We start from the raw sequence: 20,487 nt of genomic DNA on the forward strand, positions 1-20,487 counted from the left end.
TCGCTTGGTCTCGTTTCGGGAGTCGGCAGTGCGCAGAACCATGACAGCCTATGCGAACTCGCGCCTTGCTAGGCTTCCCCGGTGCAGATCCGCGAACTGAAGATCCCCGGCGCGTGGGAGTTCACGCCCGTCCAGCACGGCGACGCACGAGGAGCATTCCTCGAGGCGTACCGGGCCGACGTCCTCGAGGAGACGGTCGGCCACCCGCTCGACCTGCGGCAGGTGAACATGTCGATCTCGGCGGCCGGCGTCGCACGGGGCATCCACTACGCCCTCGTCGCGCCGAGCCAGGCGAAGTACGTCACGGCCGTCCGCGGGGCGTTCATCGACTACATCGTCGACATCCGCGTGGGCTCCCCGACGTTCGGGCAGTGGGACTCGGTCCGCATCGACGACGTCGACCGCAAGGCGGTGTACCTGTCCGAGGGGCTCGGCCACGCGATCGTCGCGCTCGAGGACCAGTCGACGGTGAACTACCTGGTCAGCGCGCACTACAACCCCGAGCGCGAGAAGGGGATCACGATCCTCGACCCGACCGTGGGACTCACGCTGCCGGACGGGCTCGGCGAGCCGGTCCTCTCCGAGAAGGACACCAGCGCACCGACCCTCGAGCAGGCTGCCGCCGCAGGGCTGCTCCCCACCTACGAGGAGTGCTTGGCCTACACCGAGTCCCTCCGTACGACGAAGTAACGAAGCAAAGGACGCACCCGTGAAGGGCATCATCCTCGCCGGGGGTTCCGGCACCCGTCTCTGGCCGATCACCAAGGGCATCAGCAAGCAGCTCATGCCGATCTACGACAAGCCGATGGTCTACTACCCGCTGTCGACGCTGATGATGGCCGGCATCCGCGAGGTGCTGGTCATCACGACGCCGGAGTACAACGACCAGTTCCGCGCGCTCCTCGGCGACGGCTCGGCCCTCGGCATGGACATCCAGTACGCCGTGCAGCCGAGCCCGGACGGCCTCGCGCAGGCCTTCGTCATCGGCGAGGACTTCATCGGCGACGACAGCGTCGCGCTGGTCCTCGGCGACAACATCTTCCACGGCACGGGCCTCGGCACGAACCTCCGCAAGAACACCGAGGTCGAGGGCGCGACCATCTTCGCGTACCACGTGGCCGACCCGAAGGCGTACGGCGTCGTCGAGTTCGACGACAGCTTCACCGCGGTCTCCATCGAGGAGAAGCCGACCGAGCCGAAGTCGAACTACGCCGTCCCCGGCCTGTACTTCTACGACAACAAGGTCATCGAGATCGCGAAGACGATCGAGCCGAGCGCCCGCGGGGAGCTCGAGATCTCGACCGTGAACGAACGCTACCTCGACGCAGGCGAGCTCGGCGTGCAGGTCCTCGACCGCGGCACGGCCTGGCTCGACACCGGCACGTTCGAGTCGATGATGCAGGCGTCCGAGTACGTCAAGGTGATCGAGGACCGTCAGGGCTTCAAGATCGGCTGCATCGAGGAGATCGCCTGGCGCAACGGCTGGATCGACGACGCACAGCTCGCCGACCTCGCCGCCCCGCTCGTCAAGGGCGGCTACGGCGTCTACCTCCAGCGGCTCCTCTCCGCCTAGTCACCCCCGTGGCGCCCGGCTCTGGTTGGTTCGGTCGACGCCGCCGTCGCGACGCGACGCCCTCCGGGCCCGATGCGGTCCAGGAGGCGCGACACCCGTCCGCGACGGCGGCGTCGCCCGTGCGGGTGGCCGGGTTCGACGGCCCGGCGCAGGTCCGGCAGACCGGCGTCACCGTGCTCCTCGTCAGCCGGTCCGACCGGCAGGACCGGTTGCCCGCGATGGTCACCGCTGCCCGGACCGCCTTCGGTCCCGAGGTGGACGTCCGTGCCGTGGCCTACGTCGCGGACGCCTCCCCGGTCCTGCCGTCGCCCCGGGGTGTGCCGTGGGTGCGGCCGGACGCCGTCGACGGCATCGGATCGGCCGTGAACGCCGGGGTCGCCGGTGGGGTGCGCGGCGTGCTCGTCGTGGTGGACTCGACGGTGGGTGTCACCGACCAGGACCTCCAGGTGCTCGCCGAGGCCGGTGCGCGCGGTGTGGCGCAGGCCCGGGTCTGGCTCGCCGACGGTTCCGCACGCCACGGGGCCCGGCTCCTCCGGCCGGGGGCGCTGCCCTGGAGCGACGACTCCGCGTCGGTCGTCCCCGGGGACGACGGACTCCGGTCGACGATCCTCACCGCACGCGACACCGGAGCCGCTGCGACCGTCTTCGCCGCGGACCAACCCGCACTGGCGATGCCCGGGCGTGCGCTGGTACCGGCACCGTGCCTCCCGGACGAACGCACCACGCTGTCGGCCTGGAGCCGCGCGGTCGCGGACCGCACCGATCGTGACGTCGCGCTCGTCTGGGCGCTCGAGCGCTCGGACGAGGCGGGGCGCACCGTCGACGCGGCGACCGTCGACGCCGTCTCGGCGTGGCGTGACCGCGCCGTCGACGGGACCGGCTCGGTCGTTGCCGGGCCACCGGTGCCGCCGTGGGGCGCTCGGCCGGTGACGCCCGCGGCCCCGACGGTGTCGGCCACCGAGCAGCTCGCGTGGTCGCTGAAGATCGCCGCGCCCGCCGGATCGGAGGGCGATGGCTGGGGTGACGTCCACTTCGCCGCCGAGCTGGCCGCTGCGCTCGAGCGACTCGGACAACGGGTCCGCGTCGACCGCCGCGACGCCCACGTGCGGGACGACGACGGCGCGGACGACGTCACGCTCGTCGTGCGCGGGCTCGACCGGGTGCCGCCGAACCCGGCGTCCGCGAACCTGCTCTGGGTGATCAGCCACCCGGACGACGTCGCGGACACCGAACTGCGGTCGTTCGACCGGGCGTTCGCGGCGGGTCCGGCATGGGCCGCCGCGGCGAGTGCGCGGTCGGGCGTGCCGGTCCGGACGCTGCTGCAGGCGACCGATCCGGCGGTGTTCCGCCCGGGCGTGTCGTCGGGTCCCGACGCCGGTCGCGTCGTCTTCGTCGGCTCCACACGCGGCGCCGCTCGCCCCGTCGTCGCTGACGCGGTCGCACTCGGTGCCGACCTGCGCGTGCACGGGCCCGGGTGGGAGGACGTCGTGCCGGAGTCGTCCCTCGGGGCGCCGTCGTTGTCCCGCGCCGAGGTCGCGCGTGCCTACGCGTCCGCCCGCGTCGTGCTGAACGACCACTGGCCGGACATGGCCGCCGGGGGGTTCGTGTCGAACCGGGTGTTCGACGTCCTGGCCGCCGGGGGAGTCGTGGTGACCGACCCCGTCGTCGGGCTCGGCGAGGTGCTCGACGTGCCGACGCTGGCGGTGGCGGGGTCGCGGGAGGACCTCGCGGCGCTGCTCGACCCGGCGTACCCGTGGCCCGCCGAGGCCTCGCGTGCCGAGGTGGCCGCGCGCATCGCCGCTGAGCACTCCTTCGATGCCCGTGCCCGCGTGCTGCTCGACGCCGCGCGCGCCGAGCGCGCGCGCCTGCGGCGCTGAGCGCGCGCGCCTGCGGCGCTGAGCGCGCGCGCCTGCGGCGCTGAGCGCGCCGCGGCCGCCGCTGCGGCGGCGGCGTCGAACCACGTTCGCGACGTCGAACCAGGCCGCGCGCCCGGTTCGACGTCGGATTCGTGGTTCGACGCGGGCGCGGCTGCGCCGCCGCGCAACCAAAGCCGCGCCGAACCGCGGGAAGGCGCGGCGCGAAGTGGTTTTGGTTGTGCGACGCGCCGCGCGCTGCCGCGCCGCGCCGCGCGCCGCGCGCTGCCGCGCCGCGCCGCGCGCCGCGCGCTGCCGCGCCGCGCCCCGCGCCGCGCTACTTGCGCGTCACCCAGCGCGCCCGGACGGCGAGCCCCACACGCAGCACCGCCCGCAGCGGCCACAGCCACCACGCCCGGTACTTCCGCGACAGGAACCGGTAGGCGCTCCGGTGGTGCTCGATCTCCATGCGGCGCCGGTTCGACGAGGTCGAGTGCGCCCCGGTGTGCGTCACCACGGCGGTCGGCACGTACACGTTCGCCCGCCCGGCGAGCCCCACGCGCTGCCCGAGGTCGACGTCCTCGAAGTACATGAAGTACGACTCGTCGAAGCCCCCGAGCTCGCGGAACAGCGACGTCCGGATGAGGAAGCACGCGCCGGACAGCCAGCCGGCCTCGCGCTCGACGACCTGGGTGGTGGACCAGTACCGCTGGCTCCAGGGGTTCGCCGGCCAGAAGCGCGAGAACGCCGCGTGGCCGAGGCCGGTCCGGAGCGACGGGAGCTGGCGCGCCGAGGGGTAGGTGTCGCCCTGCTCGTCGAGGATCCGCGGGCCGAACGACCCGCCGGACGGCAACCGGTCGGCGGCGGCCACGAGCTCGTCGACGGAACCGGGTGCGAGGACGACGTCGGGGTTCGTGACGAGCAGGAACTCCGGCCGGACGTCGGGGAGCACGTCGTCGAGCGCGCTGAGGGCCGCGTCGATCCCGCCGCCGTAGCCACGGTTGCCCCCGGAGGACACCACGACGGCGCCGTACGACTCGCCGATCGCCCGCAGTGCGTCGAGGTCGGCCGAGCCGTTGTCCGCGATCACCACGGCCACGGGGTCACTGGACGCCGCCTCGATGCTCGCGAGGAACGGCCGGATCGTCTCACCGGTGTTGTACGTGACGGTGAGCACCGCGACCCGGGTCATCGGACACCCCCGGAGCCGCCACGAGCGACGGCCGCGTACGCGTCGACGTGCACGGCGGCCGTGGCCACCCACGTGAACGAGGAGGCCCGGCGGAGTGCGGCCGCCCGGTGTGACGCGACGAGCGCGGGGTCGTCGAGCAGCGAGGCCATCGCCGCCCCCAGCGCCGACGTGTCGGGCTCGGTGTACACGGCGGCGTCGCCCCCCACCTCGGGCAGCGACAGGCGCCTGGTGGTGAGCACGCACGCGCCGGTCGCCATCGCCTCGACCACCGGCAGGCCGAAGCCCTCGCCGAGGGACGGGTACACGACGAACTCCGCGCCGCCGAGGAAGCCGGACAGGTCCTCGAGCGGGAGGTACCCGGCCTCGATGACGTGGTCGGCGTCGTGGAGCTCGTCGAGCCGTGCGATCGCGGCCTCGTCCCAGCCGCGTGCACCGGAGAGCACCAGCCAGGGCGTGTCCGACCCCGTGACCGCACGAGCGTCGCGGACCGCGGCGTAGGCGTCGAGCAGTGCGGTGACGTTCTTGCGCGGCTCGATCGTGCCGAGGAACGCGATCCAGGACGCGTCGTCGGGGAGCGTCGCGGCGATGCGGGCGTCCTCGACCTCGGCGGTGGACGGCTCGTGGAACACGGTCCGGTCGACCCCGAGCGGGGCGACCCGGACGTCCGCACGGATGCCGGACACCACGCGTGCGGCCTCGGTCGCGGTGGCGGCGCTCGGCACGATGACGACCGGACGGGTCCGGAGCGATCGGCGGCTCCACCAGGTGAAGAACGTCCGCTTCAGGCGGGAGTGCCACTCGGGGTTCGAGAAGAACGTGGCGTCGTGCAGCGTCACCACGGAGCCGCGGCGCCACGAGAACGGGAACGTGTAGTGCGGGGAGTGCAGCACCGCCGCGCCGATCCGCCGACCGAGCGCCGGCAGCCCGGTCTGCTCCCAGAGGAAGCGCAGCGGCACGGAGTCGGTCCACGCCGGTGCCGTGTGCAGCGTCACGTGCGGTGCGACGTCGCGGAAGTGCGCGGCGTGCGTGGGCCGGACGACGAGGTGCACGTCGAGCGACGGGTCGGTGAGGTGCGACGCGACCCCCTCGACGTAGCGTCCGACACCGCCGAGGTTGCGCGGTACCGCGGTCCCGTCGATGAGGACGGTGAGCTGCGGCACGCGAGGTTCCTTCCGGCCGGGGACGCCGCGGCCGGGACCGTCGACGGGGGAGTCCCCAGGATAGCCCGCTCCGCTCATGCGTCCGGGTCCACGGCGCTCCGCGGGACGGACGCGACCCGCGTCTCACGGAGCCGCCGCGCGAGGTGCGCGGGGAGGTGCGCCGTCACGTCGGCCAGCGCTGCCAGGACGAGCCGCGCCTCCCGTCGGGTGCGACCGGAACGCAGTCCGACCAGGCCGCGCGCGGTCGTCCGGACCGCAGCCCGCAGGACCGTCGGCCACGGCGCGTGCCACAGGGCGACGACCAGCCGGTTGCGGGCGTTGCGGAAGACGAACAGGTCGCTCTGCACGCCGGACGACGCCGAGTGGTCGTGCTCGACGACCGCGTCGGCCGCGTACTCGACGCGCCAGCCGCGGCGACGGAGCCGCCAGGCGAGCTCGGTGTCCTCGTAGTACATGAACAGCGACTCGTCGAGGAGTCCGACGTCGTCGAGCGCGGCCTTCCGGAGCGCGGAGGCGCCGCCCGAGAACCCGAACACGTCGCGGTCCGCCGCCTGGTCGGCCGCGCCGAACCAGTCGCGGTCCATGCCGTTGCCGTCGCGGTCGACCCGCACGCCGGTCGAGTTGAGGCGGACCTCGCCGTCCGCGTCGGGCACCCACAGGTGGCCGGCGTGGTCGCGCAGCGCCCGTCCGGCGGGGGCCGGGGCACCGGCCTGGAGGCGCGACCAGCGCCCGGCGAGCACGATGCGGCCCGTCACGGCCGCCACGGCCGCAGGGGCGGCGCCGAGGTGGTCGCGGAGGGCCGCGACGAAGCCGGGAGCGGGCTCGGCGTCGTTGTTGAGGAGGACGACGACGTCGGCGTCCGCGTGCCGGATGCCCGTGTTCGCGCCCGCCGCGAACCCGCCGTTGGTGTCGCGGACCAGCACCGTCGCCTCGGGCAGCTCGCGGCGCAGCACGGCGACGGAGTCGTCCGACGACCCGTTGTCGACCACGATGACCTGGTCGGCCGCGCCGTCGTCGAGCACGGCGCGGGCGGCCCGGGTCGTGAGGTCCGCACGGTTCCAGTTGACGACGACGACCGCGGTGCGGGAGGCGCCGTCGGTGGGCGTCAGCCGAGCTCCTCGATGGAGGGCTTCGCGTAGACGCTGCCGACGGCGTCGCCGAACGACGGGACCTCGAACGAGTCGCACTCCGGCAGGTCGTGCAGGTGCCGCCCGGCGGAGTCCATCATCGACACGTTGATGAAGTACTTGCCGGTGCCGAAGTTCGTGTCCGTGATCCGGAGACGGAGCTTCCGGCGCCCGTGCAGCGGCTGGAGCGTGACGCCCATGATGCCGGTGGTGGTGCCGTAGACGACCTGCCCGGCGGTGTTGTTGATCTGGACGGCGGCCTCCCAGTCGGCGACGCCGTCGAGGTGCTCGAACTCCATGTCCACGACGAGGTCGTCACCGGGCGTGACGGGTGCTCGGTGCTCCTTGCCGTCGGCGTGGACGGTCGCCCCGAGGACGGTGCCGCGGCCCACGGCGACGTCGGCGCTGAGCTCGCCGGACCGGCGCTCCTCGAGCACGTCGCGGAACTTGCTGACCGCCTGGACGGCGTCCCCGTCGTGCAGGACCTTGCCCTTGTTGAGCAGCACGACCCGGTCGCACATCTCCTGCACCTGGCTGAGCGAGTGCGTGACGATGATGATCGTCTTGCCCTGCTCCTGGAACGAGCGGATGCGGTCGAGGCACTTGCGCTGGAACGCCTCGTCGCCGACGGCGAGGACCTCGTCGACGAGCAGCACGTCGGGGTCGGTGTGCACGGCCACGGCGAACGCTAGTCGCACGTACATGCCGGAGCTGTAGAACTTCACCTGGGTGTCGATGAAGTCGCCGATGCCGGAGAACGCGAGGATGTCGTCGAACCGCGCCTCGGTCTCCTTGCGGCTCAGACCGAGCAGCGCCGCGTTGAGGTAGACGTTCTCGCGGCCGGACAGGTCCGGGTGGAAGCCGGCGCCGAGCTCGAGCAGCGCGGCCAGCCGCCCGCGGCGGGAGACGGTGCCGGACGTCGGCTGGATGATCCCGCCGATGGCCTTGAGCAGCGTCGACTTGCCGGAGCCGTTCTGGCCGATGAGCCCGACGGTGGTCCCGGCCTGGATCGACACGGTGACGTCGTCGAGCGCCCAGAAGTCCTGGCGGTGCTTGCGACCGGCGCGGCCGAGCGTGACGATCCGCTCGCGGATGGTGTTGTCCTTGCGGACGGTGAAGCGCTTCCGGACGTGGTCGATGACGATGACGTCGGGGCGCTCGTCGCCGCGCTGCTGGGCGGTGGGTGCGACGGGGGTGCTGATGGCCATGGGTCTAGAGCTCCTGCGCGAAGTTGCCCTGCAGGCGCGAGAACACGCGCTGCGCGCCGATGAGGCAGATCAGGCCGATGACGAACGCGATGCCGAGTCGGAGCATGAGGTGGTCGGGGTAGACGACCTTCGCCGGGTCGTGCAGCCAGATGGCGTTCTGCATGCCGAGGACGGACAGCGTGAGGGGGTTGTTCGTGTAGACGGTCAGGATCCACTGGACGTGCAGCTCCTTGAGGACCATCGAGTACGAGTACACGATGGGCGATCCCCACAGCAGCACCATCAGGCCGACGTCGATGACGAACTGCACGTCCCGCAGGTACACGTTGAGCGCGGAGAGGACGAGCCCGATGGCCGCGCCGTAGACGACGATCACGGCGAGGGACGGCACCAGGTACACCAGGCCCTCGTGCAACGGGAACGCACCGAGCACCAGCGTCGCCACGATCAGGATGACGAACTGGATGGCGTAGTTGACCAGGGCGGCCCCGACGCTCGCGAGCGGGAAGACCTCGCGCGGGACGTAGACCTTCTTGATGAGGCCGCTGTTGCCGACGATCGAGCCGGTCGACCCCGCGACGATCTCGCTGAAGAGCGTGTACGCGCCGAGTCCGGTGAAGACGTAGATCGCGAAGTTGTCGATGCCGTGCGCGGCGCCGAGCACCTTGCCGATGACGAAGTAGTAGATGAGGAGCTGGGTCAGCGGGCGCACCAGCGTCCACACGAACCCGAGCGCCGAGTCCTTGTACCGCGCCTTGAGGTCGCGGCGCACGAGCATGCCGAGCATCTCGCGCTGCCGGAAGACGTCGCGCAGTTCTCGCCAGGTTCCTCGGATGGCACTCGTCGGAGCGCCGACCACGACCAGGGGCTCCTTCGCGAGCGCGGCCATGCGGGCTTGATCGACCATGTGTCTCTTCGTTCGTGGGGGCAGGACCGGAACAGCATACTCACCGCATCACCCAGGACGCCGGTGCGCGCTGCGGACCGGGCGACACCTGTCGTCCGCCCCCGTGCGGGGGTGAATGTGCGCGGATTGAACCCTCAACCTTCACTTTGGGGTTACCGTTGACGCAACCCGGACCCTTGTCAACATCCACAGGACGGCCCGTCAGCATGCACTTCGCGTCACGGCCGATCGCTGCGTTCGCGGTGGTCGGTGTTCTCAGTCTCCTCGCGGCGGGTTGCTCCGCCACGAGTGACGACGACCCCACCGCGTCGCCCACGCGGTCCGCCTCACCGACTCCGACCGCGTCGGCGACCCCGACGTCCGGCCCTTCGTCGACCCCGTCGCCGAGCAGCTCCGACGACGCGGACGACAGCCCCTCGGCGTTCCCGGGCTCCGGCCAGACGACCGAGCCCGATGACGACCCGTCGGACTTCCCGGCCACCGCCGTCGTCACGTACGCCGGGTGGGACACGGGCAGCCGGACGCTCCAGGCCGGTGGACTCGTCTCCGGCACGACGAACACGTCGGGCACGTGCACGTTCACCGCGACGAAGAGCGGTGTCACCCGGACCCTGACCAGCACGGCGGAGGCGAGCGCGTCCTCCGTGAACTGCGCGCAGGTGTCCTTCCCGGCGGCCCAGGTGTCCAGCGGCACCTGGTCCATCACCCTCGACTACCGGGTCGGCACGCAGTCGACCACGTCCGACCCGATGACGGCGGAGGTGCCGTGATGCGATCCATCCGAACCGACGGGCGACGACGCCCGCTGCGGTCGTCCCTCGCCCTGGTGGCCGCCCTCGCGGTCGCCGTGAGCGGCCTGACCTTCGGCACGGTGCTGTCCGAGCAGACGACGACGGAGTCCGCCTCGGCCGCGACCGCCGCGTCGTTCGACCCGGGCAACATCATCAGCGACGTGAACTTCTACAACGGGTCGGCGATGAGCTCGTCGTCCGTGCAGGCGTTCCTCAACAGCGCGGGCGCCAATTGTCGGGCTGTGTCCGGTGGTCCGGCGTGCCTCAAGAACTTCTCGCAGAACATGGGCGGAATTGCTGCTTCGGCCGGAAAGTGCTCCGCGATCAACGGTGGCGTGAAGTCCGCGGCGACGATCATCGCGCAGGTCGGCGCCGCGTGCGGCATCAGCCAAAAGGTCCTGCTCGTCCTTCTGGAGAAGGAGCAGAGCCTCGTCTCACGCGCAAAGCCCAGCGCCGCGGCTTACCGGTCCGCAACTGGCTTCAGCTGCCCGGATACGGCTCCCTGCGACCCGAAGTACTACGGCTTCGGGCAGCAGGTGTATGGAGCAGCGCTGCAGTTCAAGCGCTACCAGGCCTCGCCGACATCGTGGGCGTACCAAGCCGGCCGCAACAACTCGATCCTCTACAACCCGAACGCCGCGTGCGGTCGGAAGACGGTCTACATCAAGAACCAGGCGACCGCCGGGCTGTACATCTACACGCCGTACACCCCGAACGCCGCCGCGATGTCCGATCTCTACGGCAACGGCGACGGCTGCTCGGCGTACGGCAACCGGAACTTCTGGCGCATGTACACCGACTGGTTCGGCTCGCCCACCGGTGGCAGCTCGCCCGCCGGGCACGTCGACTCCGCGACCGCCGGGTTCCGCCAGGTCACGGTGGGCGGCTGGGCGTACGACCCCGACGTCGCGACGAGCCCGATCCGGGTGGCGTTCTACGTGGACGGCGTCGGCAAGAAGACCATCACGGCCGACGGGGCGCGTTCCGACCTGGGCAGCCAGCTCGGCGCCGGCAACACCAGCCACGGGTTCTCGACGACCCTGACCGGGATCTCCGGCGGCAGCCACAACGTCTGCGTGTTCGGCATCAACCAGGGCGCCGGCGCCAACGCACTGCTCGGCTGCCAGCAGGTGACCGTCCGGACCGGGGCACCGTTCGGCAAGCTCGACCAAGCCACCCTCGCGGCGGACAAGCTGAGCGTCCGCGGCTGGGCGATCGACCCGGACACGAAGTCCTCGATCCCCGTGCAGCTCCGCGTGGACGGCGTGGCGAAGAAGGCCTGGACCGCCAGCGCCTCGCGCACCGACGTCGGGAAGATCTACCCGGGCTGGGGCAACGCGCACGGTTACTCGGCGACGATCAGCGGCATCGGTGCCGGGAAGCACACGATCAGTACGTGGGCGAAGGACACCTCCACGGGCAAGTGGACGCAGCTCGGGGCGAAGACCGTGACGAAGGCGAGCGGTTCGCCGTGGATCGTCATCGACGAGGCATCGTCGACCGCTCCCGGCAAGCTCAAGATCCGCGGCTGGACGGCCGACCCGGACACGATCGCGCCGCTGCGCGTCCACCTGTACCTGGACGGCAAGGCCCTGACCTCGTTCACGGCCGACCAGACCAAGGCGGGCCTCGACAAGGCACTGCCCGGCTACGGTGACGACCACGCGATCCTGTTCACCCGCAGCAGCGTCCCGGCCGGGAAGCACCAGCTCTGCATCATCGCGATCAACGTGGGACCCGGCGGCAACAGCAACGTCTGCACGACGTTCCAGACGCCGACCGGCCCGCCGAAGGTGAAGATCGAGTCCGGTTCGTCGCCGACGCTCGGCTCGCTGCAGGTCAGCGGCTACGCGGTCGACCCCGACACGGTGCAGCCGATCGGCGTGACGTACACGGTCGACGGCAAGAAGGTCACCACCGGCACGGCCGACCAGGCCAGCGCCACGGCGGCGAAGGCGTACCCCGGGTACTACTCGAAGCACGGCTTCCAGGCCACGCTCACCGGCATCGGCCCGGGCAAGCACACCGTGTGCGTCGTCGGGACGAACGTCGGGGGCGGGAAGGACGCCAGCGCCTGCAGCACGGTCGCGATGACCTCCGGCAACCCGGTCCTGCTGCTCGACGAGGTGTCCTCGCCCGCGGCCGGCCAGGTCAAGGTGCGCGGCTGGACGATCGACCCGGACACCGCGTCCCCGATCCAGGTGCACGTGTACGTGAACGGCGCCGGCGCGAAGTCGCTCACCGCGAACGAAGCGAAGGCGTCGCTCGCCACCACATACGGCGGGTACGGCGCGAACCACTCGTTCTCGACGACCGTGTCCGGCTACAGGGCGGGCAGCACGCAGGTCTGCGTCTACGCGATGAACACCGGTGCGGGAGCGAACACCACGCTGTGCCGGACGATCACGGTGAAGTAGTGCGCTGACGGTCTGACGGACCACGATGCGAGACGGGAGGCGCCCCACCAGCCGGTGGGGCGCCTCCCGTCTCGTCCGTGGTCGGCTCAGCCGCGTCCGGTACCGCGACGCACGGCGCGCGCCAGACCGCCGAAGCGGTGCAGCAGGCGGTACTCGGCCGACCGGGTGAGCTCGTCGTACCGCAGGGCGATCGTGTCGCGCTCCTCCTCCGCACGCCGACGCGCGGCGTCGAACGACGCCACCGCCTGCTCGGCCACGACGAGCCGTTCGTTGATGTCGCGGACGCCCTGCAGGTGCACGTCGCGCTCGAGCTCGGCGACCCGCAGGACCTCGCGCTCGTTCGTCGCCCAGCGGAGGAACGGGGACCGGCTGCCGGTCCGGGACCGCGCGTGCTCGATCGCCGCCTCGAGGACCGGGCGCACCTGCTCCGCACGCGCCGCGAAGGAGTGTCGCTCGACCACGACGGCGCGCAGCCGTTCGACCAGCGCCGTCCGCTCGTCGGCGGGCATCGCGAGCGCCCGCTCGAGGGACGCGGCGTCCTCGAACACGGGGACCTCGCCGAGGCCGAGCTCGTCGAGTCCGAGCGCGCAGTCCGTCACGGGGAGCGCCCCGGACGCGAGCGACTCGTAGAGGCGGGAGTTCAACGTGCCGTACTCGGCGGCGGGCGCGATGACGTCGTCGACGACGAAGGCCGCCGACCGGTAGACCTCGGGGAGCGCGAAGTAGGGGACCATCGGCCGCAGCTCGACGCCGGGGGACGGGTCGACGTGCTCGGCGTTCGCGGCGAACCAGACGATGGGCTCGGCCGGACGGACGTCGTCGAGGACGTCCTGCACGTGGCGGCGGACGCCCCAGAAGTTCACGGTCGCCACCGCCCGGTCGCTCCGCGGGGTACCCGGGTCGGTCGTGAAGAGCTCGAGGTCGACGCCGATCGGCACGACCTCGACCGGGCCGTCGTAGTGCGCGGCGACGGCGTCGCGCGCGGTGCTCGACGACGTCCAGATCGCCTCGAACTCGTCGAGGTACGGCAGGGCCGCCCACTTCGCCGTCCAGTTGCGCACCCACGCCACGAGGGCGGTGGACGGCGGCACCCGGCCCGGCACGAAGGACTCGATCATCACGACCACGACGGCGGTGTCGTCCGGGACCGGGTCGGCCCAGCGGGTGATCGGCCACATCGCGACGCCCCACCCGGCGTCCCGCAGTGCCCGGGCCAGCCCGAGCGCGACGTAGAGGTCGCCCTTGCCCTCGGCCGGGTCGTCCGTCGACACCGCGAACCGGACGGTCCCGCGCGGCCCCTCGGCGTGGTCGCCCGCGGCGATCGCGGCGTAGTCCGCGGCGAGGGGGGAAGACGTGGGAGCGGTCGGGATGCTGGTCGCGGTCACCGAGCCATTCTGCACGAATCGGCGCTGATCTCAGGGGAGCGCGGGCGCGCGCCTTGTAGGGTGTCATCGGCCGTCGGCACCCCGCGGCCGACCCGTCGACCCGCGCCAGGTGCGCGGCAGCTGCTGGAGGAACCGCGTGACAGAGCGCAAGCCGGGAGTCGTGTCCGTCATCCTCGTGAACTACAAGGGCACGGACGACACCCTGACGAGCATCGCGGAGCTCCGCAAGCAGGACTGGCCGCAGGACCGGCTCGAGGTCATCGTCGTCGAGAACGGTTCCGGCCCCGAGCACCTCGGTCGGCTGAAGGCGTCGGAGCTCGACTTCACGCTCGTCGACGCCGGTGCGAACCTCGGCTTCACGGGCGGCTGCAACCTCGGCGTCGAGAAGTCCTCCGGCGAGATCGTGGCGTTCCTCAACAACGACGCCCGACCCGACACCGGCTGGGTGCGCGAGGCCATGGCGACGTTCGCCTCCGGCGCGGACATCGGCGCCGTGGCGTCGAAGGTCCTCGACTGGGAAGGCGTCAACGTCGACTTCACCGAGGCCGCGATGACCTGGTACGGCATGGGCTACAAGCCGTTCGCGGGCTCGCCGGACACCGGGCGCTGGGAGTCCGAGACCGACGTGCTGTTCGGCACCGGCGCGGCGATGTTCATCCGTGCGGAGCTCTTCGAGCAGCTCGACGGCTTCGACGACCGCTACTTCATGTTCTACGAGGACGTCGACCTCGGCTGGCGGCTCAACCTGCTCGGCTGGCGCTTCCGGTACCAGCCGAAGTCCGTCGCGTTCCACAAGCACCACGCGTCGATGAACAAGTTCGGCGACTTCCGCGAGACCTACCTGCTCGAGCGGAACGCCCTCTTCACGCTCTACAAGAACCTCGGTGACGAGCAGCTCGCAGCGGCCCTGCCCGGGTCGCTCGCGCTCGTCGTCCGTCGCGCCGTCGGTCGTGGCGAACTCGACTCGACCGAGCTCGACCTCCGCAACCCCGGCGACGACAGCGTCCCGACGATCCCCGTGCCGAAGACGGCGATGGCGGGCATCTACGGCGTCGACCAGTTCGTCGAGCAGCTGCCGTCGATGACCGAGTCGCGTCGGCAGATCCAGGCGACCCGCGTGCGCAGCGACCGCGAGCTCCTGCGCCTCTTCGGCAACCGCGACGAGCCCGCGTACCCGATCGAGAACTACCTGGCCGGCTACGACAAGATCGTGCACTCCCTCGGCGTGCTCGAGGTCGGCACCCGGCGTCGGATCCTCATCATCACGGGCGACTCCATCGGCGAGAAGATGGCCGGTCCGGCGATCCGTGCGACCCAGATGGCGAAGCAGCTCGCCGGCGAGCACGACGTCCGGGTCATCAGCCTCACGCGCTCGTCGCAGATCGACCCCTCGTACGAGGTCGTCACGGTGCCGCACCGCCACCCGCGCCAGATGGTCGAACACGAGGCCTGGGCCGACGTCATCATCGTGCAGGGCCACGCGCTCCGCCTGTTCCCGGTGCTCGAGTCGACGAGCAAGATCCTCGTCGTCGACGTCTACGACCCGCTGCACCTCGAGCAGCTCGAACAGGGCCGCAGCGACGACGTCGACCAGTGGAACCGGCAGATCCTCGACGCGTCGGACACCCTGAACCACCAGCTCGAACTCGGCGACTACTTCATCTGCGCCTCCGAGCGGCAGCGCATGTTCTGGCTCGGCCAGCTCGCCGGCTCGGGTCGTGTGAACGCCCGGACGTACTCGCGCGACCCCGACCTCCGCTCGCTGATCGGCGTCGTGCCGTTCGGCCTGTCGTCGACGCCGCCGGTGCACGACCAGCAGCGGGTCAAGGGCGTCGTCCCCGGCATCGGGAAGAACGACAAGCTCGTCGTCTGGGGCGGCGGCATCTACGACTGGTTCGACCCGATCACGCTCGTCCGCGCCATCGGCCGGCTCGCCGCGAAGAAGCCGAGCGTCAAGCTCTTCTTCATGGGCGTGCAGCACCCCAACCCGGACGTGCCCGAGATGGACATCGTCGCCAAGGTGCGCGCCGAGGCCGACGCGCTCGGGCTGACCGGCAAGAACGTGTTCTTCAACGACGCGTGGATCCCGTACGAGGAACGCGGCGCCTACCTGCTCGAGGCCGACGCCGGCGTCTCGACGCACTACGAGCACCTCGAGACCACGTTCTCGTTCCGCACGCGCATCCTCGACTACCTGTGGGCACGCCTGCCGATCGTCACGACCGCCGGTGACTCCTTCGGTGACCTCGTCGCCGAGGAGAAGCTCGGCATCGCCGTGCACGAGCAGGACATCGACGGCCTGGCCGCAGCGCTCGAGACGGCGCTCTTCGACAAGAAGGCCCGTGCCGAGTTCATCGGCAACGTCGACCGCGTGCGCGAGCAGTTCACGTGGGAGAACGTCCTCGCCCCGCTCGTCGAGTTCTGCCGGAACCCGATCCGCGCGGCCGACAAGAGCGTCCGCGACACCTCGTCGACGATCCAGCCGCACGCCATGCGCGTGCGCGTCCCGGACCGCAAGAAGCTCTACGGCGTCCGTCACGACCTCGGTCGCGCCGTGCACTACTTCCGGACCGAGGGCCCGCGGAGCGTCGCGGGCAAGATCAAGCGTCGGCTGCAGAACCGGTGACCGCGGGCGCCACGGCGCTCGTCATCGTCCCGACCTACAACGAGGCCGAGAACGTCCGCACGATCGCCGCAGCCGTCCTGGGCGCGCTGCCGGACGCACACCTGCTCGTCGTCGACGACGCCAGCCCCGACGGCACGGCTGACCTCGTGCGGCAGCTCGCCGCCACGGACGACCGGGTGCACCTGCTCGAACGCTCCGGCAAGCTCGGCCTCGGGACGGCCTACGTCGCCGGCTTCCGGTGGGGGCTCGAGCGCGGGTACCCGCTGCTCGTCGAGATGGACGCGGACGGCTCGCACCCGGCCGACCGGCTCCCGGCACTCGTGGCCGCGGTCGACGACGCGGACGACGTCCTGCTCGCGATCGGGTCGCGGTGGGTCCCCGGGGGATCGGTGGTCGACTGGCCGCTCCACCGCGAGGTCCTCAGCCGCGGCGCGAACACCTACGCCCGGTTCGTGCTCGGCATCGGCGTGCGGGACGTCACCGCGGGCTTCCGGGTCTACCGCGCCGACGCGATCGCCCGGATGGACCTCGACTCGATCGACTCGAAGGGGTACTGCTTCCAGGTCGACATGACGTTGCGGGTGGACGACCTCGGCGGGCGCATCGTCGAGGTCCCGATCCGGTTCCGCGACCGTGTGCACGGCGTCTCGAAGATGAGTCGGTCGATCGTGCTCGAGGCCATGCTCCGCACCACCCAGTGGGGCCTGCAGCGGCGCTTCGGTCGCCGACGCGGCGCACGTCGCTGACGCACCCCCTGACCCGCGCCCCCGCGCCTCGCACCTGGTGCTTTCGCGCGTACCTGCCGGAAAGTTCCGACCTGGTACGCCCGTTCCTGCAAGGGATCGCACATGATCTGGGAAGAACCGACCAACGGACTGGAGGCGCGGTGCCAGCTGGCACCGCGCCTCCCGTCCGTGAAGGGGATGCGTCTCAGACGCAGCTCACGTTGTAGTCCTGGTTCCCCACGACGTACTGGGCCATCCGCACCTGGCTGCCCGCGGTGAGGCCGCCGGCCGAGCACGCCTTCTGCGCCGCCGCGACGCCGTCGTTGCCCACCGCGATCCAGCTCGGCAGCCCGCGGAGCGTCGAGGTCGACGGGACGGTCCCCACGATCTGCCCGAACTGGTACCCCGTCGAGTAGATGCCGATCGTCGAGACGCCCGCGGCCTTGAGCGCGGCGACCATGCCCTCGATGTCGGCGCGGTTCTGCGTCTGGTAGTCCTTCGCGTCGGAGGCCCCGAGCCACGAGAGGCCCGTCTCGACGTCGATCCACCAGCGGTACGACGAGGGGTTCGGGACGCCGCGGGTGTTCGCGGCCTCGTAGGCGCGGGTGTAGCCGTACATGTACGAGCAGGCACTGTTGTACGCCTTCGCCGTGCACGTGCCGTACGGGTTCGACACGGTCGTGCCCGACGGGTCCCGGTTGGACGACGGCCAGACCGAGGCGGCCTTGCCGGGGTTCGCGGCGAGGGCGTAGAGCTGCGCCTTCGGCTGCGACGTGCCCCCGGCCGACCCCGCGGCCCACGCCAGCTGCGGGGCGAGGGACTCGTTGGTCTGGTTCGGCAGCGAGCCGTTCACGCCGACGACGCCGAACGCCTGGTTCGACGGGTAGTTCGACGAGGACCCGCCCTGCGGCCACGAGACGTCGGCCCCGAAGCCCGAGCCGCTCGACCCGTCGAGGAAGTACCCCGCGACGTCGAGGTGCAGCTGTGCGGACCCCTTCGACACCTTCGCCTGCACCCGGCGGTCGACGCTCGACCCGGTGACCTTCGCGACGACGAGGTTCGCGACCGAGGTGCCGGCGTCGAACACCTGCGTCGCGACCTGGGGGTCCTGGCCCGCGGGCGTGACGCGGAGGTACGCGGCCGCCGTGGGCTTCGTCGTCTCGGCGTTCGCGACGACGGCCGTGGCGGTCCCGGGGACGCCCGCGACGCCGGACAGTCGGATGGTCCCCGCGGTGGCGGACACCGAGCCGGCGAACGCACGGGTTGTGTCGATCGGGACGAACACCGAACCGGTGGACGAGTTCGAGTAGTAGCCGGCGACGTCCATGTAGACCGTGCCCGAGCCCTTCGAGAGCTTCACCTGGGCGGCACCGTCGTCGGAGAGCTTCACGATCGCGAGGTTCGACAGCGCCTGACCAGCCGAGTAGAGCTGTGTCACGACCGAGGGGTCCTGCCCGGCCGTGGTGACGCGGACGTACCCGGCGACCGTCGGGTTGCTGACCTGCACGTTCACGGCGACGGCGGTCGCGTCGGCGGGGATCCCGGCGCGGCCGGCGAGGGGCACCTGCGTCGGCGTGGTGCCCACCGTGGCGCCGAACACCCGCGCGGCGTCGAGCGGGGTGTAGGTGGCACCGGAGCCGTCGGCGTAGTACCCGGCGACGTCGAAGTACCCGCTCGCCGTGCCCTTCGAGAGCTTCGCCTGGATCGAGCCGTTCACGAGCCGCACGGTGACGAGGTTCGCGATCGTCTGCCCGGCGGCGAAGTCCTGCGTCGCGACGGTGGCGTCCTTGCCCGCCGGGGTGACGCGGACGTAGCCGGCCGCGGTGGGCTTGGCGACCTCGACGTTGACGACGACGGCCGTGGCGTTCGCGGGGACCCCCGCGTTCCCGGCGATCTTCACCACCTTCGGCGACGTCGTCAGGGCGCCGGACCAGACGCGGGTCGTGTCGATCGGCGTGTACCGGCCGGTCGTCGGGGCCGCGGCCTGCGCGGTCGAGACCGGTGCGACGACGGCGACGGCGGTGGCGACGAGCGCGGTGGTCAGGGCGAGTGCGAGGCGTCGGTGCAGGCGCATGTGGTTCTTCCCCAGGTTCGTGGACCGCCCCCTGACGGTCTCCGGCAGTCTAGGTGCACGATGCAACGGATCGGGGATCGCGGAGCGCACCTGTGCACTCCGACACAGTCGCTCAGCCGCGCGGCAGGTGCCGCCGCCACGACCGCCGCCGCGCGGCGATCACGAGCACGGCGACGAACACCATCAGCCCGGCCCCGTGCAGCAGGTAGCTCTCCGCCGCGCTCGTGACGCCCAGCAGCACCAGCACCGCCGCCGGCCACACGTAGGCGACCCCCGGGAACGTCGTCGCCGTGACCCAGGCCCGCGCGAACGCGAGCAGCGCCGTCACCGCGAGGATGATCGTGCCCGCGAGCCCGATCTGCAGCCACGCGTCGACGAACGCGTTGAGGCCGGACGTGAACCGCTGCCCGGCCGGGTCGATGAACGTCACGTAGGGCACCACGGCCTCGTGCGGCCACGTGCCGACCCAGCCCCAGCCCTGGATCGGGAACTGGCTCACGAACACGCGGATCTGCGCCCAGAGGTCCACCCGGGTCGCCGTGCCCCCGGCCGCACCGATCTCGGCGAGGACCCGGTGCCGGGCGACGATGCCGAGGCCGATCATGAGCAGGACCGCCCCGCCGAGCACGCCGTTCACCACCGGTCGGGTCGTCGGTCGGGCGTGCCGGAGCGACCACAGCGCGAGGGCGGTCACGGCCAGGGCGATCATCGCGAGCCCGGTGATGGGGGACTGCACGAGCATCAGGGCGATGACGGCGAGGGTGGTCGAGCCGATCGCACGCCACATCGTCACCGAGCGGGTGAGGAACTCCACCACGAACGTCACCAGCGCCATCGCGGCGATGAAGCCCATGAAGTTGCGGGTCCCGCCGATGCCCTGGATCGGGCCGCCGTACGCGATGTTGCCCTGGATGCCGAACGCCGGGATCGGGGTGTCGAGGACGAGGCCGGACAGGACCTCGAGGCCGAGCGCGACCACCAGCAGGATCCGGAAGGCGTCGCCGGACGCCCGGATGACCTGCACCAGGTCGCGGCCGAGCGCGAGGTAGAGCCCGAGCCCGATGAAGCAGACGGTGCCGACCAGCCCCCGGAGCGCCACCCACGAGTACTCGCTCCAGAGGACGCTCAACGCGCAGTACCCGACGAACGCCAGGAGCGAGAGGGGGAGCACCCCGTGCCACTCGATCCGGTAGCGCTGCCCGAGCAGGCTCAGCCCGGCGAGGACGAACAGCGTGACGAGCACGGCCCACACACCGGCACGACCGACGAGCGCGGTCACCGTCGGCTGCGCGAACGCGAAGAGCACGATCACGGTCGCGAGTGCCTGGCTGAACCGGCCGCCCGCGGAGAACCCGATCCACGCCGACAGGTACCGTCGCGCGAGCACGCGTCTGGTCACCCGGCCGTCCGTCACCTCACCATCTTGGCCCATCCGGCCTCGTCGGCAGG

Annotated in this window: 15 protein-coding genes; 7 read left to right on the forward strand and 8 right to left on the reverse strand. The window is 71.5% G+C overall.

The window, feature by feature from the left end; genetic code table 11:
* The first annotated feature begins 81 nt into the window (after positions 1-81).
* The 3 genes from BM028_RS11000 to BM028_RS11010 all read left to right on the forward strand — a co-directional run bounded on the left by BM028_RS11000 (position 82) and on the right by BM028_RS11010 (position 3,450).
* A complete protein-coding gene (locus BM028_RS11000; RefSeq protein ID WP_070418475.1) occupies positions 82-690 on the forward strand; it encodes a dTDP-4-dehydrorhamnose 3,5-epimerase family protein in 609 nt (202 codons plus the stop codon).
* A 19-nt stretch (positions 691-709) separates the two neighbouring features.
* Positions 710-1,573 carry a glucose-1-phosphate thymidylyltransferase RfbA gene (rfbA, locus tag BM028_RS11005; protein ID WP_071295765.1) on the forward strand — a complete coding sequence of 288 codons (864 nt, stop codon included), beginning with the start codon at positions 710-712 and terminating at the stop codon, positions 1,571-1,573.
* 125 nt (positions 1,574-1,698) lie between these two features.
* Entirely contained in the window at positions 1,699-3,450 is a 1,752-nt protein-coding gene (locus BM028_RS11010; protein ID WP_139219807.1) for a glycosyltransferase family protein, read from the forward strand.
* Positions 3,451-3,763: 313 nt separating this feature from the next.
* Here BM028_RS11010 and BM028_RS11015 read toward each other — a convergent pair whose 3' ends face one another.
* The 5 genes from BM028_RS11015 to BM028_RS11035 all read right to left on the reverse strand — a co-directional run bounded on the left by BM028_RS11015 (position 3,764) and on the right by BM028_RS11035 (position 9,020).
* Positions 3,764-4,618: a glycosyltransferase family 2 protein gene (locus BM028_RS11015; protein WP_092386497.1), complete on the reverse strand. Its 855-nt coding sequence runs from the start codon at positions 4,616-4,618 to the stop codon at positions 3,764-3,766.
* Positions 4,615-5,778: a glycosyltransferase family 4 protein gene (locus BM028_RS11020; protein ID WP_217647249.1), complete on the reverse strand. Its 1,164-nt coding sequence runs from the start codon at positions 5,776-5,778 to the stop codon at positions 4,615-4,617. Before BM028_RS11020 ends, BM028_RS11015 begins: the two co-directional genes overlap by 4 nt.
* A 74-nt stretch (positions 5,779-5,852) precedes the next feature.
* On the reverse strand, positions 5,853-6,965 hold the full coding sequence (locus tag BM028_RS11025) for a glycosyltransferase family 2 protein (RefSeq protein ID WP_092386501.1): 1,113 nt from the start codon (positions 6,963-6,965) through the stop codon (positions 5,853-5,855).
* On the reverse strand, positions 6,884-8,113 hold the full coding sequence (locus tag BM028_RS11030) for an ABC transporter ATP-binding protein (protein WP_071295760.1): 1,230 nt from the start codon (positions 8,111-8,113) through the stop codon (positions 6,884-6,886). Before BM028_RS11030 ends, BM028_RS11025 begins: the two co-directional genes overlap by 82 nt.
* A gap of 4 nt (positions 8,114-8,117) precedes the next feature.
* On the reverse strand, positions 8,118-9,020 hold the full coding sequence (locus tag BM028_RS11035; protein WP_092386503.1) for an ABC transporter permease: 903 nt from the start codon (positions 9,018-9,020) through the stop codon (positions 8,118-8,120).
* Between the two features lie 206 nt (positions 9,021-9,226).
* Here BM028_RS11035 and BM028_RS11040 point away from each other — a divergent pair, with 206 nt between their 5' ends.
* Positions 9,227-9,790, forward strand: coding sequence for a hypothetical protein (locus tag BM028_RS11040; RefSeq protein WP_092386505.1), 564 nt, complete (start codon positions 9,227-9,229; stop codon positions 9,788-9,790).
* Entirely contained in the window at positions 9,790-12,228 is a 2,439-nt protein-coding gene (locus BM028_RS11045) for a hypothetical protein (protein ID WP_092386507.1), read from the forward strand. Before BM028_RS11040 ends, BM028_RS11045 begins: the two co-directional genes overlap by 1 nt.
* An 86-nt stretch (positions 12,229-12,314) precedes the next feature.
* On the opposite strand, the gene BM028_RS11050 is transcribed toward BM028_RS11045, so the two are convergent.
* Positions 12,315-13,613: a glycosyltransferase family protein gene (locus tag BM028_RS11050; protein ID WP_092386509.1), complete on the reverse strand. Its 1,299-nt coding sequence runs from the start codon at positions 13,611-13,613 to the stop codon at positions 12,315-12,317.
* A 136-nt stretch (positions 13,614-13,749) separates the two neighbouring features.
* Here BM028_RS11050 and BM028_RS11055 point away from each other — a divergent pair, with 136 nt between their 5' ends.
* Positions 13,750-16,239, forward strand: a complete 2,490-nt coding sequence (locus BM028_RS11055; RefSeq protein WP_071303791.1) for a glycosyltransferase — start codon at positions 13,750-13,752, stop codon at positions 16,237-16,239.
* Complete coding sequence (locus BM028_RS11060; protein WP_092386511.1) at positions 16,236-16,985, forward strand: polyprenol monophosphomannose synthase; 750 nt, start codon at positions 16,236-16,238, stop codon at positions 16,983-16,985. Before BM028_RS11055 ends, BM028_RS11060 begins: the two co-directional genes overlap by 4 nt.
* A 184-nt stretch (positions 16,986-17,169) precedes the next feature.
* Here the strand turns inward: BM028_RS11060 and BM028_RS11065 are convergent, their stop codons facing one another.
* Both BM028_RS11065 and BM028_RS11070 read right to left on the reverse strand, forming a co-directional pair.
* Entirely contained in the window at positions 17,170-19,038 is a 1,869-nt protein-coding gene (locus BM028_RS11065; RefSeq protein WP_092386513.1) for a glycoside hydrolase family 25 domain-containing protein, read from the reverse strand.
* Positions 19,039-19,150: 112 nt separating this feature from the next.
* Entirely contained in the window at positions 19,151-20,437 is a 1,287-nt protein-coding gene (locus BM028_RS11070) for an O-antigen ligase family protein (protein WP_139202026.1), read from the reverse strand.
* Positions 20,438-20,487 lie beyond the last annotated feature (50 nt).

The sequence above is a fragment of the Curtobacterium sp. YR515 genome (assembly GCF_900113095.1).
Taxonomy (GTDB): Bacteria; Actinomycetota; Actinomycetes; order Actinomycetales; family Microbacteriaceae; genus Curtobacterium.

What these genes read in the sequence shown, in the direction of transcription:
- BM028_RS11035 (WP_092386503.1), bottom strand. Translation starts at nt 9,020, where the DNA reads ATGGTCGATCAAGCCCGCATGGCCGCGCTCGCGAAGGAGCCCCTGGTC.
- BM028_RS11015 (WP_092386497.1), bottom strand. Translation starts at nt 4,618, where the DNA reads ATGACCCGGGTCGCGGTGCTCACCGTCACGTACAACACCGGTGAGACG.
- BM028_RS11065 (WP_092386513.1), bottom strand. Translation starts at nt 19,038, where the DNA reads ATGCGCCTGCACCGACGCCTCGCACTCGCCCTGACCACCGCGCTCGTC.
- BM028_RS11040 (WP_092386505.1), top strand. Translation starts at nt 9,227, where the DNA reads ATGCACTTCGCGTCACGGCCGATCGCTGCGTTCGCGGTGGTCGGTGTT.
- BM028_RS11030 (WP_071295760.1), bottom strand. Translation starts at nt 8,113, where the DNA reads ATGGCCATCAGCACCCCCGTCGCACCCACCGCCCAGCAGCGCGGCGAC.
- BM028_RS11045 (WP_092386507.1), top strand. Translation starts at nt 9,790, where the DNA reads ATGCGATCCATCCGAACCGACGGGCGACGACGCCCGCTGCGGTCGTCC.